The following is a 16822-nucleotide window of genomic DNA, read 5'->3' as shown; positions in this document are numbered from 1 at the left end:
CTGGGTCGGGCGGAGGCTACTTCAGGTCCGATGGCACCAACGCCGACCCGCCGCGGTCCGCGGGAAGGTAAGCGAGGTGCACGATGTATTGCTCGGCATCCTCGCAGACAAGCCAATGCGCGACATCGAATTGTCCCAGCTGCACGCCGGTGCGGTGGAACACGTTGTCGACCCATTCCAGGTAGCCACCCGGCATGAGCTGACGGATCCGCTTCGGATCTGATTCGTCGAAGCGGCTCACCACGATCTGGACGTCGTCGAAGTGGCGCGCGGTGGCGTCACGGGCACTGGCTACGAACGACAGGGCGGGTTCACTGGCCAGTTTTTGCCATCCTGGCCGTCGGGCAAGCTCGGGCAGCTGGTGTTCAACCCTTGCCATATGTCGAGGGATCAATTCCCGCACCCAGGGCGTGAGTTCGGATGCGCCCGGGCTGACCGCGAGGTCTCGATACATGCTCGAGTGGCCGTACATGGCGAATTCGCCGTCCTCCCGCTTCACGATCCGATAAGGTCGCCATCCGGTGGTCCGCGACACATTGAGCGAGTCGAGCTGAACTCGCGCAGGACATTCGTCCGTGACCACTTTGACGCGTGATTCGGTAAAACCGTCGGATTCGTTGTCCGCCACTATCTTCGCAATCCTACGTTGGAGAGCATCAGCGCCGACGACGACCACCACCTCCTTCGCGCCCCAGGCATCCTTTACCGTCAGAAAGTCTCGTTGGATGTCGTCGGCGCTGGCGGTCGGCAGCCGCTGCGCAGCCGTGCGGATATCGACCGACATCGCCGACATTCGGTCGTCGGCCCGTTTGCGACCGAAGCGAAATCTCATGAGTTCCTCCCTGATTCCTCAGCTGTCGACGAGTCCGTTGCGTCGACATCGAAGTCGTATTCCCAATCCAGCTCCGACACATGCACAGGCTGGTCGTTTCCGGCCCACAGCACAGTCCGCCCGTCGGCGGTGATGGCTACCGACTCCACGGAGTGCGGGCCGGAATCGAGGACGCACACACAGTCCCCGGTTCGCAGGTCCCACACACGGACAGCGCCGTCAGTACTGCCCGATGCGGCAAGGCTGCCATCACCACCGATCGCTACCGCGTTGACCCCACCGGTGTGGCCGGTCATGGTGAGCCGACATCGGCCGCTGCGCGGATCCCAGACCCGAATGGTCGCGTCGCGGCTAGCGGAAAGCAGCAACTGCCCATCAGCGCTGACCGCGATCGCGGTCACCCCTTGTGTGTGGCCGCTCAGCGTGGCCACACGTCGAGCCGCGGTCAAATCCCACACCTGCACGTCGATACCATTGGGCCAGAAGGCCGTTCGTCCGTCGGGCGCGACGATGATGTCGGCGCTGCTCCAGCCGAGCGACGCGTCCATCGATGTGGTTTGCAGACAGTCACCATACAAATTCCAGATTTCGAGCGTACCGCGCGCAGCACCACTGCGATCAGGATCGACCGACGCGACGATGATGCGGGTCCCGTCGCCGCTCACCCCGATCTTTGGATCTCGCCAGCACCCCAAGGTCAACACGCTGAGCCCGGTCCAGCGGTCCCAGACCCGAACCCGCTCGTCCACACCGGCTGTGACGATGGCTCCACCGTCATGGCTCACCGCGAGTCCTACCACGGAACGCGTGTGTCCGAGCAGAGACAGCTCGCAAATGCCCGTCCGGACATCCCACACTCGCACGACGTGGTCCGCGCCGGTACACAGGACGTATTGTCCGTCGGTGCTGAACACCATCTTGGCGTTGCCAGGCTCGTCGTTACAGGCCAGGGTCCGCATCGCGCGCCCGGTTGCGAGTTCGCGCACCCGAATGACCCGGTCGGTGTCCGCAGTCAGCACAAGTCGATCACCAGCGCCCAGCACAGCACTGGTCGCGCCCGTGAGCCGGTAGCGTTCCCAGGCGGCGATCAGTGCACCACGACGGCCGTGGCACGCTACCTGCCGCCAACGTTCGAGCAGCCCCTGATTCCGCTCGTATCCCGGAATTCCACGGGCGCCGCGCAACAGCTCGGCAGCGGCAGTCCACCGTTCGCCGTCGATCAACCGATCGGCTTCGACGATCACCGACTTCACCCGGTCGGCTTGTGCGGTGAGTTCGCCGACGGTGCGCGGGCGAACATAACTCCACGGCGCCATCGGCCCTGCCGGTGCCAGCCGCGACACACGCACCGTGCCATCGAAACCGGCGGAGAGCGCAATGCGGCCATCGCCGCTGAGCGCAATCGACCCGATCGAGCCGGAATGGCTGACCATGGTTCGCAGGCAGCGACCGGTGTCGAGCTCCCATACCCTGAGCACACCTTCCGTGCCCGCCCACTCGGCTGTCACCGCGAGCCGACCATCGTCGGCAACGCATCGGTTGCCGAACGCGTTCTCCGGGTGCGTGAGCACCCGACGCAGCCGACCGGTCTCCAACTCCCACAGCACGATTCGCGAAGCTCGGGTGGTGCGAGCCGCCGCCCCGGCGTGTATTCCGGACACAACCAGTTTGCGATCGGAGCTGACCGCAGCCCCGATGTAGCCGTCGAATGAACGCGCAACGCGGCCAGTGGCAATCTCCGATACAAGCACCCGACGGTCCTTGCCCGAATAAAAGCACGCCGTCCTACCGTCGGCGCTGATCGCGACGGACTCGCCGAAACCGCTCGAGCCGCAATAGTCCTGGCGCAGGGTGCGCAGACAGAGACCTTCGACGAGGTCCCAGACCGCTACCAGGCCCTTGCGATCAGCGGTGAGCGCGAACGTGCCGTCGACGCTCCATGCGACCGCGGCACCCGAATGACCCGTACGCAGACTGTGCACACATCGCCCCGACTCGACGTCCCACACCCAGATCCTGGTGTCGACGCCGAAAGCCATCGCGCGGGAACCGTCAGCGTTCAACGCGACCGACAGGAAGTACTGAACCGAGGGTGCGCGCACGGTATGCAGGCAATGCCCGGACGCCGGGTCGAAGATCCGCACGGTCCCACCGATGCAACCGGCGATCGCGACGCGACCGTCGCGGCTCAGCGCGAGAGCGTCGACGTTCTCCCACCGAAGCACGATGGGGTCGTCTTCATCCGCGCGATTGCGGACGAAGGTGAGCGCGACACCGATATCGGCATCGGAGGATCCCTGCCGAACGGCCTGTTCCAGGTGCCGTCGGGCGAGGGCAATATCGCAGCGCTCCAGATTGACCAGCCCGAGAAAGTGATCCGCGAACGGCTCGCCGCTGTGGCTCGCTCGCAACTGCTCGAGCTCGGCAACAAGCTGCGTATCAGTGAGCTGACCGCAGCGCCAGCGATGCAGTCCGTAGTTGTACACCGATGCGGGGTGATGTCGGTCGACCATCAAGGCCTGCTGCCAGATCGCTTCGGCACGCTCAGGTTCACCGAGATCCAGCATCGACAACGCCTGATTCGACAACCCGTCGGCCAACAGCGTCGCCGCATCCGGACGCGGTCTCGGATACTCGGCTCCAGTCAGTTCCGGATAGAGGGCGATCAGTCCGTCGGCCAATTGCCCCATGCTTTGTGGCCGTTCGGCCGGATCCAGAGCAAAGCAGCGCAGCAAGATGTCGGCCAGTTGCCTTGGCAGCGATGGGATCCCCGGCGCCTGCGCGACATGGACGCTCAGGAAGGACTCGAAGACCGCCCGCGCGGTCTGCCCGTATCGGCACGGTGGCTCGCCGACGAACATCTCCCATACGCTCACGGCCCACGACCACACATCCGTTGCCGGAGTCAAGATTTCCGAAGAGTTCGTCGCGGCGTGGGCCTGCTCCGGCGAGCAGTATGCGGGTGTCAAACCGAAGTGCTGGGCCTGCGCCAATCCGAAATCGGTGACCTTCGTGTTCCAGTCGCGCGTCAGCATCACGTTGTCGGGCTTGACATCTCGATGCACCAATCCGGCTGCGTGGGCGTGCCCCAGCCCCCACGCGAACTGGATCGCGATATCCAGAATCCGCGCCATCACGTGTTCGGGTTCCCCATCGTATAGTCGACGGCGGCGTACCGCATCGGCAAGACTACCGCCGTCGACCCACTCCGCGAACACCCGTGGGATGCCGTCGATACGGCGGACGTACGCACACGCCACCGTGTTCGCATGCATCCCGAGCTTGACCCATGTCCGCGCTTCGGACTCGAAATCGCTTACATGCGAGGGAGAATCGAGCAGCTCGGGGCGTGGAACCTTGACCGCAAGCTCCGCATTCCAACCTCGATGCCAGACTCGGTAAACCAGCCCCAGCGCACCGGACTCGATGACCTCGCGAACTTCGTACAGGTCCGCGACAACATCCCCGGCACGCCACTCCGTCACCAACCCGGCCCTCCTGATTCGAATGCGCGCATCCGTTCTCGCGTGCGCGGCGGTACGTATCGACGCTTACCTGGTTTCAGTTCCCGGTTTCGCGATGGCGAGATTCGTTCGAATCCGCGCATTACCCGGGTCGAGCTCGAGCGATTTCTCCAGGTAAGCGACAGCTGTGCGGCGATCTCCGACATCGCTGTATAGAGCTCCGATGTTCATCAAGGAAACGGCGTCGAACGGTACGTGCCTGAAGACGTATTGGAGGATCCCGATCGATTTCACGGATTCGGACTGCACGCGCGCCAGCTGCGACAGGTAGGTCAGCACGAACGCTTCGTTCAATTCATTGTCACTCAGTCTTTCCAGGAGATTCACGCCGAATCCTCTGACATTCATCTCACCCTTGCGCGCCTTCAGTGCCATGCCGAGTCCGATCGGGCCGTAGTCGAGTAGCCACCGCTTCTCCTCGAGCGTCAACGCGGGAAAGAGTTGCCAGGCGTCGCCGCAACAAGCGTTTGCTTCGGCAACGAGGTCGGCAAGACTCTGCGGTGCCGGGATGACAATTCTCGTCTGTGTTCCGTCGGGGTGCGGGATTTCGACCGCCCACGGCTCGGTCTCGGCTGTGAGCCCCACCAATCGACTTTTCCAGATCGGCTTGATCTCGATCCAGCCGCGGGTGTCCTGTAACAGGAATGTCGAACAGGGCTCCCGACCGCCGATTCGGTCCCAGATCGTGTCGATCATGCCGGTCGTATCCGCGACACAGAGCCTGTCCACATCGTCGCTGACGAAATCCGCGCCGTCGAATCGCCACAGGGTGAGAGGCCCATCGATTCTGATCACAGTTCTGTCGGCGCGACCGAATTGGTCTGCCACGGCACGCATCAGTTCGGCACCGCCCACCCGGTCGAGTTGGTGCCCGATCGCCCGGATCTCGACCCAGCCGCGAATCCATTCCTCGGCCGGATCATCGCGTGCGAGGAGGGAATCGAGGTGGCTGGGACTCAAGGCCATCATCTGCTGTCTGGTGGTGAGCTTGCTGAATCCCGACAGACCCGTCCCGACGAGTTCAGCGAGTCGCGTGGCGATCCACCCGGGCTGGCGCAGCTGCTGATCGGTCGGGGGCAGCGTCGCCGAGAGGTTCGTCGGCGGTGCCGTCGACGACGAACCATCCGAACCGAATTCGACATGAATCATATTGGCGTCCACCGCGTTGAATGTCCGGCATATCGGGCATCGCACCGCGGTGCGGTCCTGGTAGCGGACACCGTCCCACCACCGGGCTCGGCAGTTCCCGCAGACGAGTTCGACCACGAAGTTGTCGGCAATTCCGCGTGCCGCGGTCACCACCCCGGACGATTCGCTCAACACGCCCGGAATCCTCGCGATGCGCGCCACGTATTGTGCGCTGATGTCGAGTTGCCAGGGCCGTAGTTGCTCTAGATAAAGCCCATTGATATCCCTGCCCCAGATGCCGTCGGCGGTCTCGACAACGAAGTACACATGCCATTCATCCACCGACAGCTCGTCCAACAAGAAGCATTTGGCCATCTCGGCATCGATGCCGCGGAACACGAAATACCGGCTCTGATCCGACGTTTTGCTGTGGTCGGCTTCGAGACCCGCCGCCGCGGCCTTGCTTGCCAGAGCGTGCGGGTCCGTGACACCCGCAGCGCGGAACTCGCGCACGAGTTCGCTCACCTCACAGTCCCACCCGCTCACAACGCCTCCAACAATGCTTCGCATAGCTGGGTCGCGGTGGTTATCCGGATGTTCGGGTCGTCGATCAAGGCCTCGTCGATGACCTCAGCCAATCTCTTGGGTATCGCGGGATTGCGGGTACGTAAGGGGATCGCGTTCGTGCTCAACACAATCGCGATCGGATCGGCCGCACGTGGAAAGTCTCGCGGCGTGTGGCCGGTGAGCATGAAGTACAGTGTCGCCGCCATCGCCCACACATCGACCGCCGGTTTGGCGAACTTGTAGTTGACCAGTTGCGGGCGCGCCATGAACGCCACTGTGCCGGCCGTCGATCCGGTCATGGTGTGCCCGGACAGTCCCGCCCGGTCGAAAGCCTTGGCCAGCCCGAAATCGGCCAGCTTCGCTACCTGTGCTGCCCTTGATCCGTTGAGCAGGATGTTCGCCGGTTTGACGTCGCGGTGCACCAGTCCGATCGCGGTCTGCCCGAAATCACTGGTTGCCCAGTCGACCGGCACATTGTGGGCGTAGTCCAGTCCTTCCAACGCTTGCACCGCGATGCGCACCGCCTGCTCGACAGCGAGCGGGCCGCTGCGCTTGACCAATTGGTCCACACTGCCGCCGTCGCAGTACTCGCACACGAAGTAGAAAGTCGCCCCGAACACACCGCCCTCTTGGAAGCCGATGATATTCGGGTGGTTCAGCCCGCGGACGCTGTCCATCTCGCGTAGAAAACTCCGTTCTGCGCCTGGATCGACCGCGACCTGCGCCGACAGCACCTTGAGTGCGCGGGGCTCGCCCGAATCGGTATGGCGCATCAGGTAGACGACACCCTGCCCGCCGCGGCCGAGTTCACGGACCAACTCGTACCCGCGGATCGCGAACAGGCCCTCGTGCCCGGCCTCGGCATTACGCAATAGTGCCGACGCCAGCGCATGCCGATCCCGTTTGCAGCTGTCACACAACAGTTTTCCCGCCCGCCGATCGGATGTTTCGCGTCCACAGAGCGTGCACCGTGACCGCTCTGACGCCAGTACTCCGGTCGCGCGGCACCGACGACAAACGTCGACATCTGACCCGATCTCGGTGCCGCAGTGGCGACAAGCCGGTGGAACGACCACACCGACCCGGATCACGGTGTCACCCAACCGAATCTCGTCTCCATCGACAAGGTCGCGTTCCCGAAACTCCAACAGCGCACCCTCTTCCGGTGTCTGGCCCGGCAACCTGCGCCCGATCTCGATGCCGTTGACGTGAGTTCCGTTGAGGCTACCGAAATCTCGCACCCGAACATCCGGCGGATTGATATCGAACAGGCAATGATGGCGCGACACCAATGGCCGCGGACCATGCTCCACAAGCTGCGGATGGCAGTCGGCGGCGCGACCGACGACGCAATGCGCCTTTTCGGAGTAAACGAACCGCTCGCCCTCGGTCGGACCAGAAGTCACCGACAATGTCACTGTCGCTGGCATCTGATCATCGTCGTCGCTACGGCGATTCGGCGCTACCTGATGACCGACAGGGTCGCCGCTCGCACGAGATGTCAGCCCAGGTGCGATGTCGGGTCGTCCGGGCGCACCCGTCCGGGATCGTCGGCGAGCAGGTCGAGGTGTTCCTCTCGGACAATGCCGAACCACAAGGCGCGGTTGATCAATGCCGCGCGACGATCCTCGAGTCCGTCGTAGCCGCGCAGCCCGAGACGGTCGAGTAGGTACTCGAGGTGGAAGTTCACGGCCGAATGCGTCCTTATGTCGAATCCCGTCCGAGTGCGTTGCACTCGGCTCAACAGCTCCGGGATCGTCGGCACGGCCGCGGAGCCGTGTACCAGCCGCGGTTCGCACAGCGCAACCAGCACCAGAAAATACTTGGTTGTTTCATCGACTGGTCGGACCGGATCCCGGGTACGACTGTCGGCTGCCGTGGATACCGCCGGAACCGCGACTGCGGTGCGCCGCAGCACAAATACCTTGAACCCGACCACATTCGACTCGGCATCCAGCAGCTCCAACCGGGAGGCGGTGAACGGTACCGGCAGGCGCTCCCCGGGGCGGATCGTAAAGTGCTCGCCGCGGCCTTCGTCGTTGTGCACCACATACGTCGCATTCGGCTTGCTGGCGAGATTCGTCAGCATCCAGAACCCCTCCGCTGCCTCGATCCGCCCGGCCCACCGGGAGATTCCGGGGCCATCGAGGCGGATGTCGACACGGCGCGAGTCGGAACCACTCCCGAAGGTGGCCAGCTCACCTGGCCACAGATTCAGCGCCGGTGACCGCGGTACACCGAGCGGTGTCGGCATATGCACCAATATCGAGCTCTTCGCGAATTCGCTCACCGCCACATTGTGACCACGGCACCCGGCGGAGGATGGATGCTCGGGGCGACTCGGTCGACAACAACGAGGCACCCGCGTGCGGTGGCGAACTCGGTGAACCCGAGTCACGGGTTCTGATGTGTGGTCGGCGGCTGCCCTGGCATTGCCGAGCACATCGGAACAGCGTCGGATCAGTCTGCTACTCAAATGGCCTGACAGGTGGGGCACCAGAAGAGGTTTCGGCCCGCCAGCACGCTGTGTGCGACGGGTGTTCCGCAGAGGCGGCAGGGCGCGCCGGGGCGGCGGTAGACGTAGGTGCGTGGGCGGTCGGGTGCGTAGGACGGTTCGCCGTGGTCGTGTTCGGGGCGGACGACGACCATCTTGCCGACCCGTACGCCCACCCGCATCAGTGCGACCAGATCGGTCCACATCGCGTCCCATTCGTCGGCGGTCAGTGCGGTGCCCGGTCGCTGCGGCGAAATGCCGTGCCGGAAAAGCAGTTCCGCGCGATACACATTGCCGACACCGGCGAGCACCTGCTGATCCATCAGCAGTGCGCCGATGGCCCTGCGCGAGCGATGAATTCGCCGCCACGCCCGTTCGGGATCGGCGCCGCGCCGCAGCGGATCCGGGCCGAGCCGCTCGGTCAGCGCCGTCACCTCGGCCCGGGTGTACACCTCGCAGGTGGTCGGGCCGCGTAAATCGCTGCCGTACAGGCGCTCATCGGCCGACGCGTCACCGACGAGCCGCATCCGCACCTGCCCGACCGGCTCACCCATCGGCAGCGGCACCTCGGTGAACACCCCGTACAGCCCGAGGTGCACGTGTACGACGAGACCCGACTCGTAGTGGTGCAGAAGGTGTTTGCCCCATGCCTCGGCCTTGGTGAGCACCTGACCGTCGACGCGCGAAGCCCCGGCGGCGAACTTGCCCTGCGGGCTGGAAACACGCACCACTCCCCCGGCGAAGCGCCGCTGGTGCAGCCGCGCGAGCCGATGCAGCGTGTGCCCCTCAGGCATCGGCGGCGGACCATTCGTTTGTGCTCAGAACTCGCACCACACCGCCAGCGGAGCGCTGCTGATGTGGCCACGCGATCCAGCGCAGGCCATGCTCCTCAGGCATCGGGCTGGTAATCCTCTCTTTCCGCCGCCCCGCAGTCGTATTACCTTGCGGGACGACGGATTACGCCGGTGCCTCAGTAGGCCGGAACGCCCGGGGCCACACCGGTCTTCTCGTACTCGGCCAGTATGTCGATGCGGCGCTGGTGGCGCGGCTCCTCGGACCATTTGGTCGAAACGAACGCGTCCACGATGGCCAGCGCCTCCTCGGTGGAATGCATGCGACCACCGATGCCGATCAGCTGGGCGTTGTTGTGCTCACGGGCCAACTGCGCGGTCTCCACACTCCAGGCCAGGGCGCAGCGGGCGCCGGGCACCTTGTTCGCGGCGATCTGCTCACCGTTGCCGCTGCCGCCGAAGACCAGCCCGAGGCTGCCCGGATCGGCGACGGTGCGACGGGCCGCCTCGATGCAGAAGGCGGGGTAGTCGTCGAGTGCGTCGTATTCGAGGGCACCGCAGTCGACGACCTCGTGGCCCGCCTGCTCCAGATGGGCCTTGACGTGATTCTTCAGTTCGAAACCGGCATGGTCGGCACCCAGGTATACGCGCATGGCTGCGATTGTGTCAGGCCTGTTTCGCGGCGCCGCGAGAGGGGACGCGCGGCCACGATTAACACCGTTAGCCGTTGCCGCGAATCGACAGATGCGTACGTCCCCCCAACGGCGCCGAACCCCGTCCCCGGCAAATGAATAGAGTTCTTCGCATGCAGCCGCACGACTTCCAGCCGCCCGAGCAGGCGGGCGGACCCGCCGATCCCTATCCCGCACTGGGCGGATGGGCACGGGCTCAGGACGCGACCGCCAATTCGCCGCAGTACCCATCGTCGCCGCAATACCCTGCCGCGCCGTACCCCCAGTACGGACCGGCGCCATACGGATACGGTGTGGCTCCGGTCCCGCCCGGTACGCCGCCGCAGCGGCAGCCGCGCGGCCTGTCTCCGTACGGCAGGCCGGCACGACATCCGTGGGAGATTCCGCTGCTGGTCGTCGTCTGTGTGATCACCACGTTCGCGATGCTGATCGCGCTCGCGGTGTGCATCGATATCGTGCTGGATGGGAAGCAGCCGAATATCTACCTGATCATCCTGGTCTTCGCGCCGATCGTGGTGTGGTTCCTGCGCGGTATGAGCTACGCGTCCATGCGGGTCAACGGCGTCAAGATGTCACCGACCCAGTTTCCGGAGGGCTACCAGCTGGTGGTCGAGGCGGCGGCCCGATTCGGAATGGCCAAGGTGCCGGACGCCTACGTCGTGCTCGGCAACGGCCAGATCAATGCCTTCGCCTCCGGTCACGGGTTCCGGCGCTATGTCGCGGTCTACAGCGATCTGTTCGAAATCGGCGGCGCCGCACGCGAACCCGATGCGCTGGCCTTCATCATCGGTCACGAGGTCGGGCATATCGCGGCCGGGCACACCTCGTACTGGCGTCAGCTCGGCATGTTCGTTGCGCCGTCACTGCCGATCATCGGCAGCTCGCTGATCCGGTCCCAGGAGTACACCGCCGACAACCACGGCTACTGCAACCGCCACGTCGGCGCATCGGGTGCCATGGGCACCCTCGCCGCGGGCAAGTACCTGAACAAATTGGTCGGCTTCGACGAAATGGCCGATCGGGCCGCGGTCGAGAAGGGCTTTTTCGTCTGGATCAGCAATGCCATGTCCTCGCATCCGGTGCTGACCTGGCGGATGTGGGCGCTGCGCGACCGCAGCAGGCACGGCAAGCTGTTCTGGCGACCGAGCCGACCGGCCGGTGCGCCACCGGCCGGTCCCTACCCGAGCAGCTACGGCGAGGTTCCGGCGTTGCCGCCGAAGACCGTGCCGTAGGTCAGTCGAAGGACGGATCCTCGGTCCTGGTCCGCTTCAACTCGAAGAAGTGCGGGTAGTCGGCAAGCGTGACCGCCGCATCCCACAGCTTGCCCGCCTGCTCGCCGCGCGGGATCCGCGACAGCACCGGGCCGAAGAAGGCCTTGCCGTTGATATGGATGGTCGGGGTGCCGACATCCGGACCGACCTTGTCCATGCCCTCGTGATGGCTCTTGCGCAGCGCCTCGTCGAAGTCGGTGCTCTCCGCGGCCGCCGCGAGTTCGGCGGGCAGGCCGACCTCGGCGAGCGAATCCGCGATCACCGCGGCGAGGGATTCCTTGCGGGAGTCGCGCGTGTACTCCTCGCGACGGTTGTGGATGCGGGTGCCCATCGCGGTGTAGAGCGGGGAGAGCACCTTGTCGCCGTGCTCCTGTGCGGCGGCGATGGCGACCCGGACCGGCCCCCAGCCGGTGGCGAGCAGCTCCTCGTACTGCGGCGGCAGGCCCTCCCTGCCTTCGTTCAGCACCGACAGACTCATCACGTGAAAACGGGCCTCGATATCGCGGACCTGCTCGACCTCGAGAATCCAGCGGGAGGTGATCCAACACCAGGGGCACAGCGGGTCGAACCAGAAATCGGCAACGTTCTTGGTGGTCGTCTCGCTCACAGACCTGTTCCTCTCCATCGCACGCTCGTAACGCGCGGATTCGCCGCGCCACTATCCGTGGCCAACCACGCGGGCGCGCGATTCGTTCCCGGACCGGACGCCGATTTTCCGAAAAGGCGGCCTCGGGTCCCAGTAGGGTGACACGCAGGCGTCCGGTTCCCTCCCGAAAAGGAGTCCGTTATGACCTCTGATCAGCATTTCGTCATCGTCGGCGGTGGGCTGGCCGCGGCCAAACTGGCGGAAGCGCTGCGCGCCAACGATTTCGCCGGAACCGTGACGCTGATCAGCGCCGAGGAATATCTGCCCTACGAGCGACCACCGCTGTCGAAGGAACACCTGACCGGTAAGAAATCGCTCGAAGAATTCACCGTCGATCCGAGCCAGTGGTACCGCGATCACCACATCGACCTATTGCTCGGCACCGAGGTCGGCGCGATCGATACGGGCGCGAAAACCGTGACGCTGCCGGATGGTTCGACGCTCGGCTACGACAAGCTCGCACTCGCGACCGGCTCGACACCGCGCCGCCTGCCGATTCCGGGCATGGATGCGCGCGAGGTGTACACGCTGCGCACCATCGACGATTCCGACAGCCTGATCGATCTGTTCGGCTCGGCGCAGCGGCTGGTCATCATCGGGGCGGGCTGGATCGGGCTCGAAGTCGCCTCGGCCGCGCGCGGCGCCGGGGTCGAGGTCACCATTGTCGAATCCGCCGAATTGCCGCTCTTGGCGGCGCTCGGCCCCGAGATGGGTCGGGTCTTCGCGGACCTGCATCGCGACCACGGCGTCGACCTGCGATTCGGTGCGCAGGTCGAGGCGATCACCACGCGTGACGGGGAGCCGGATGTGGCGGCCGGTGTCCGGCTCACCGACGGCACTGTGATCGAGGGCGACGCGGTACTCGTCGCGATCGGCGCGCGGCCGAATATCGAACTGGCCGCGAACGCGGGGCTGGCGACCGACGGTGGCGTCCTCGTCGATGCGAGCTTGGCCACCAGTGATCCGAATATCGTGGCCGTCGGCGATATCGCGGACGCGCAGCATCCGGTGCTCGGTCGTCGAATTCGGGTGGAGCACTGGGCGAATGCGCTCAACCAACCCGCCGTCGCGGCGCAGACCATGCTCGGCAAATCGGCTTTCTACGACCGGCTGCCGTACTTCTTCACCGACCAATACGACCTGGGCATGGAGTACACCGGATATGCCGCGATCGGTGAGTACGCGCGGGTGGTGGTGCGCGGTGATCTGGCGAAGCGCGAGTTCGTCGCATTCTGGCTCGATGCCGATAACCGGGTGCTGGCGGGGATGAATGTGAATATCTGGGATGTGACCGACCGGATCAAGGAGTTGATCGGCCAGCAGGTCGATCCGGAACGGCTCGCCGACACCTCCGCGCCGCTGTGATGCAGATCACCATCGAGGATGTGTCGGATCGGTGTGCACGGCTCCGACCTGATCGCGAGCGCGCCATCGGGCGCATCGAAGGCTAGGAGACCGGATATGAAGTACATGCTGCTCAAGACCTATGGACCCGCCGCCAACTGCGACGTACCGATCACCGAGTGGACGCCGGAGGAAATCCAGGCGCATATCGACTTCCAGCGGGCCCTCGGCGCGGAGCTGGCCAAGACCGGCGAGCTGGTCGACGCGCAGGGCTTGGCCGGGCCGGACGAGGCACGGCTGGTCAGCTCGGACGGGCGCTCCGCGCCGGTGATCACCGATGGGCCGTTCCCGGAGACCAAGGAGTTCTTGGCCGGATATTGGCTAGTCGACGTGGAAAGTCCGGAGCGTGCGCTGGAGATCGCCGCACAAGCCTCGGCGGGCCCCGGACCGGGTGGCAAGCCGATCGGTGAGTACATCGAGGTGCGCGCGGTAATGGGTGCTCCGGCGACCGAACAATAATTGTCCATGCCCGAAGCACTGCCCATCGAGGACCTGTTGCGCGAACTCGCGCCGCAGGTCCTCGGCACATTGGTACGCCGATTCGGCGATTTCGACACCGCCGAGGACGCCATGCAGGAGGCCATGCTGGCGGCGGCGACGCAATGGCCCGCCGACGGGTTGCCGGACAATCCGCGCGGGTGGTTGATCCAGGTCGCGCAGCGGCGGATGGCCGATGCCGTGCGCGTCGAAGTCGCTCGGCGGCGCAGGGAGACAACGGTTTTCGAGCGCGATGTGCCCGATGCGGAGACCGTCGATCGCGACGATACGCTGGCCATGTTCTTCCTCTGCTGCCATCCGGCGCTGTCGTCCGCGAGTGCCATAGCACTGACCTTGCGCGCGGTCGGCGGGCTCGGCACGGCCGAGATCGCCAATGCCTTCCTGCTGCCGGAAGCGACCATGGCGCAACGGATTACGCGTGCGAAGAAGAAGCTGGCCACCATCGACCGCCCATTCGCCAGGCCCGGTGATGCGCAATGGCACGAGCGGCTCGGTGCGGTGCTGCACGTGCTGTACCTGATCTTCAACGAGGGCCACACCACCACCGTCGGACCCGACCTACAGCGGACCGACCTCTCGAACGAGGCGATCCGCCTGACCAGGTCGATCCATCGGCTGCTGCCCGACGACACCGAGGTCACCGGACTGCTCGCGCTCATGCTGCTCACCGACTCCCGGCGGGCCGCACGCACCGGAGCGCACGGTGAATTGATCCCGCTCGCCGAACAGAACCGCGCGCTGTGGGATCGCAAGCTGATCACCGAAGGCATCACGTTGACCACCAGCACACTCGCCTCGGGCCTCACCGGCCCCTACCAGATCCAAGCCGCGATCGCCGTACTGCACGCGCAGGCACTGCGCGCCGAGGACACCGACTGGCATCGAATCCTGGCCCTGTACAACATGATCGAGCGCATCTCGAAGAATCCGATGGTCACCCTCAACCGCGCCGTCGCCACCGCCATGGTGCACGGCCCGGCGGCCGGTCTCGAACTCGCCGACACCCTCGAAGACCAGTTGGCGGGCAACCACCGCCTCGACGCAGTCCGCGGCCACCTACACGAAATGGCAGGCGATTTCCCCGCCGCCATCACCTGCTACACCCACGCCGCCAACCACACCACCAGCATCCCCGAACGCGACTACCTGACCCTGCGCGCCGCCCACCTCCGCCACGCTTGACAGTTTCGCGCCGAGCGGATGGGCGCCTGAGCTCCGTGACAATCGGTGGCAGTCTCACAGCGTGATGGTGCCGATGTAGCGGGCGGTCTCGGCGCAGGCACGGATGAGGCCGGTCTCGATGGCAGTACGCCAGACGAGCGCCCAGCGAGCGCGAGCAGCATCGCTGATCGGCACGCAGGCGAGATCGGGTCTGACGGACCGGCCACCCCGTCTGCACCGCGACTTCTGGACCACGGCCTATCGGATGAATCGACGAGCAGAAGTCGTGGTGGCCGTGTCCGGTGCGCAGCTGGTAGGCGCTAGGCGGCAGACTGCTCGGTGTGGCAGGCAAATTCAGTGCTGGGATTTTGTTGTTCCGTCGGGGCTCCGGTGAGACCGAGGTGTTGATCGGGCATATGGGTGGGCCGTTCTGGGCGCGGAAAGATGCGGGGGCCTGGTCGATTCCGAAGGGGGAGTACGAGCCGGGGTACGAGAGTGCCGAGGTGGCCGCGGCGCGCGAGTTCCTCGAGGAGCTCGGGCTGCCGGTGCCCGAGGGCGAGCGGGTGCCGTTGGGAGAGGTCCGCTACGGCAGTGGCAAATCCGCCAAGAACCTCACCGTCTGGGCCGTCGAGGGCGATCTGGACGCATCCGCCGTTGTCCCCGGCACCTTCGAAATGGAGTGGCCGCCCAAATCCGGCCGCCTCGCCACGTTCCCGGAAATCGACCGCGTCGAATGGTTGGACCTCGCCACCGCGCACGACAAACTGGGCGCGGGCCAGCGGCCCTACCTCGACCGGCTGGCCGAATACCTCGCCTGACCGAAACACCCTGCTACCACCGGGCACCCCTGGCTAGGCACCCGGCGCCCGTACCGCAACCGGGCCCCCGCACAGCGGACGCCCGGCCTTGGGACGCGGTGCCCGGTGGCTAGCGGGTGCGCCATCCCAATGGTCAGCGCGGCATGCCACCCCAGGTCTGCCCGGTAATCAGTTCATACGCCTCGATGTACTTCTGCCGAGTGGCTTCGACGATCTCGGCGGGGATCTCCGGGCCCGGGTACTCCTTGTTCCAGCCGGTGGAGGTGGACCAGTCGCGGACGAACTGCTTGTCGAAGGAGCGCTGGGGACGTCCGGGTTCCCATTCGGCACCGGGCCAAAAACGCGAGGAGTCGGAAGTCAGTACTTCGTCGCCGAGGGTGAGAACGTCACCGTCCCAACCGAATTCGACCTTGGTGTCGGCGACGATGACGCCGCGCACGGCAGCGTGTGCGGCACCCCGGGTGTAGATCTTCAGAGTCAGGTCCCGCAACTGCTCGGCGACCTCGCGGCCCTCCTGATTCACCACATCCGCGAAGGTGATGGGCTCATCGTGGCCCTCGGAGGCCTTGCTGGTCGGAGTGAAGATCGGCTCGGGCAGTATGTCGCCATCACGCAGTCCGGGCGGCAATGCGATGCCGGAAACAGTCCCGGTGCGCTCGTATTCCTTCAGCCCCGACCCGGTCAGATAGCCGCGCGCGATGCATTCGACCTGCAGCATCTTCAGCGGCTTGACCCGGATGCCGCGACCGGCGAATTCCGCGGGCACATCGATCGCGGATACCACATGATTGGGCACGTCGGTGAAGTATTCGAACCACCAGTTCGACAGCTGGGTCAGCAGTGCGCCCTTATCCGGGATCGGCGTCGGCAGCACAACGTCGTAGACCGATACCCGGTCCGACGCCACGAGCAGCAGGGTGTCGCCGTCCTCGTAGAGGTCGCGCACCTTTCCGGCGTGTATGTGCTTCACGTCGCAGCTCCGATCCTGGTCGTAGG

At 65.3% G+C, this 16822-nt stretch carries 14 protein-coding genes; 5 read left to right on the top strand and 9 right to left on the bottom strand.

Annotated elements, in window-relative coordinates; genetic code table 11:
• Positions 1–16: 16 nt before the first annotated feature.
• From NA5_RS29975 to NA5_RS29945, 7 genes are all read right to left on the bottom strand, one after another.
• Positions 17–832 (bottom strand): hypothetical protein, encoded by an 816-nt coding sequence (locus tag NA5_RS29975; protein ID WP_062992065.1) that lies wholly within the window; start codon positions 830–832, stop codon positions 17–19.
• Positions 829–4317 (bottom strand): protein kinase domain-containing protein, encoded by a 3489-nt coding sequence (locus NA5_RS29970; RefSeq protein WP_062992063.1) that lies wholly within the window; start codon positions 4315–4317, stop codon positions 829–831. Before NA5_RS29970 ends, NA5_RS29975 begins: the two co-directional genes overlap by 4 nt.
• Positions 4318–4383: 66 nt before the next feature.
• Complete coding sequence (locus NA5_RS29965) at positions 4384–6030, bottom strand: tetratricopeptide repeat protein (protein WP_062992061.1); 1647 nt, start codon at positions 6028–6030, stop codon at positions 4384–4386.
• Complete coding sequence (locus NA5_RS29960; protein ID WP_063813672.1) at positions 6027–7481, bottom strand: protein kinase domain-containing protein; 1455 nt, start codon at positions 7479–7481, stop codon at positions 6027–6029. Before NA5_RS29960 ends, NA5_RS29965 begins: the two co-directional genes overlap by 4 nt.
• A 71-nt stretch (positions 7482–7552) precedes the next feature.
• On the bottom strand, positions 7553–8341 hold the full coding sequence (locus NA5_RS29955; protein WP_157110702.1) for an FHA domain-containing protein: 789 nt from the start codon (positions 8339–8341) through the stop codon (positions 7553–7555).
• 182 nt (positions 8342–8523) lie between these two features.
• A complete protein-coding gene (locus tag NA5_RS29950) occupies positions 8524–9339 on the bottom strand; it encodes an Fpg/Nei family DNA glycosylase (RefSeq protein ID WP_062992055.1) in 816 nt (271 codons plus the stop codon).
• 176 nt (positions 9340–9515) lie between these two features.
• A complete protein-coding gene (locus NA5_RS29945) occupies positions 9516–9989 on the bottom strand; it encodes a ribose-5-phosphate isomerase (protein ID WP_062992053.1) in 474 nt (157 codons plus the stop codon).
• 152 nt (positions 9990–10141) lie between these two features.
• Between NA5_RS29945 and NA5_RS29940 the strand changes: the two genes are divergently transcribed.
• Positions 10142–11260, top strand: a complete 1119-nt coding sequence (locus NA5_RS29940) for a M48 family metallopeptidase (RefSeq protein ID WP_062992051.1) — start codon at positions 10142–10144, stop codon at positions 11258–11260.
• 1 nt (position 11261) lies between these two features.
• Here NA5_RS29940 and NA5_RS29935 read toward each other — a convergent pair whose 3' ends face one another.
• Positions 11262–11924, bottom strand: a complete 663-nt coding sequence (locus tag NA5_RS29935) for a mycothiol-dependent nitroreductase Rv2466c family protein (RefSeq protein WP_062992049.1) — start codon at positions 11922–11924, stop codon at positions 11262–11264.
• A 162-nt stretch (positions 11925–12086) separates the two neighbouring features.
• Between NA5_RS29935 and NA5_RS29930 the strand changes: the two genes are divergently transcribed.
• The 4 genes from NA5_RS29930 to NA5_RS29915 all read left to right on the top strand — a co-directional run bounded on the left by NA5_RS29930 (position 12087) and on the right by NA5_RS29915 (position 15826).
• Positions 12087–13310, top strand: a complete 1224-nt coding sequence (locus tag NA5_RS29930; protein ID WP_062992047.1) for an NAD(P)/FAD-dependent oxidoreductase — start codon at positions 12087–12089, stop codon at positions 13308–13310.
• Between the two features lie 96 nt (positions 13311–13406).
• Positions 13407–13808, top strand: a complete 402-nt coding sequence (locus NA5_RS29925) for a YciI family protein (protein WP_062992045.1) — start codon at positions 13407–13409, stop codon at positions 13806–13808.
• A gap of 6 nt (positions 13809–13814) precedes the next feature.
• Complete coding sequence (locus NA5_RS29920; protein ID WP_062992043.1) at positions 13815–15029, top strand: RNA polymerase sigma factor; 1215 nt, start codon at positions 13815–13817, stop codon at positions 15027–15029.
• A 320-nt stretch (positions 15030–15349) separates the two neighbouring features.
• Positions 15350–15826 carry an NUDIX hydrolase gene (locus tag NA5_RS29915; RefSeq protein WP_062992041.1) on the top strand — a complete coding sequence of 159 codons (477 nt, stop codon included), beginning with the start codon at positions 15350–15352 and terminating at the stop codon, positions 15824–15826.
• 133 nt (positions 15827–15959) lie between these two features.
• Here NA5_RS29915 and NA5_RS29910 read toward each other — a convergent pair whose 3' ends face one another.
• Positions 15960–16796, bottom strand: a complete 837-nt coding sequence (locus tag NA5_RS29910) for a phosphoribosylaminoimidazolesuccinocarboxamide synthase (protein WP_062992039.1) — start codon at positions 16794–16796, stop codon at positions 15960–15962.
• Between the last annotated feature and the right edge of the window lie 26 nt (positions 16797–16822).

The organism is Nocardia anaemiae NBRC 100462 (assembly GCF_001612725.1).
GTDB classification, from domain to species: domain Bacteria; phylum Actinomycetota; class Actinomycetes; order Mycobacteriales; family Mycobacteriaceae; genus Nocardia; species Nocardia anaemiae.
Note: the sequence above shows the minus strand (reverse complement) of the source record. Positions and strands in the feature narration are given on the sequence as shown.

Coding starts and splice junctions, on each gene's coding strand:
- NA5_RS29950 (WP_062992055.1), bottom strand. CDS start 9,339: ATGCCTGAGGGGCACACGCTGCATCGGCTCGCGCGGCTGCACCAGCGG.
- NA5_RS29925 (WP_062992045.1), top strand. CDS start 13,407: ATGAAGTACATGCTGCTCAAGACCTATGGACCCGCCGCCAACTGCGAC.
- NA5_RS29960 (WP_063813672.1), bottom strand. CDS start 7,481: ATGCCAGCGACAGTGACATTGTCGGTGACTTCTGGTCCGACCGAGGGC.
- NA5_RS29930 (WP_062992047.1), top strand. CDS start 12,087: ATGACCTCTGATCAGCATTTCGTCATCGTCGGCGGTGGGCTGGCCGCG.
- NA5_RS29920 (WP_062992043.1), top strand. CDS start 13,815: ATGCCCGAAGCACTGCCCATCGAGGACCTGTTGCGCGAACTCGCGCCG.
- NA5_RS29945 (WP_062992053.1), bottom strand. CDS start 9,989: ATGCGCGTATACCTGGGTGCCGACCATGCCGGTTTCGAACTGAAGAAT.
- NA5_RS29935 (WP_062992049.1), bottom strand. CDS start 11,924: ATGGAGAGGAACAGGTCTGTGAGCGAGACGACCACCAAGAACGTTGCC.
- NA5_RS29975 (WP_062992065.1), bottom strand. CDS start 832: ATGAGATTTCGCTTCGGTCGCAAACGGGCCGACGACCGAATGTCGGCG.
- NA5_RS29940 (WP_062992051.1), top strand. CDS start 10,142: ATGCAGCCGCACGACTTCCAGCCGCCCGAGCAGGCGGGCGGACCCGCC.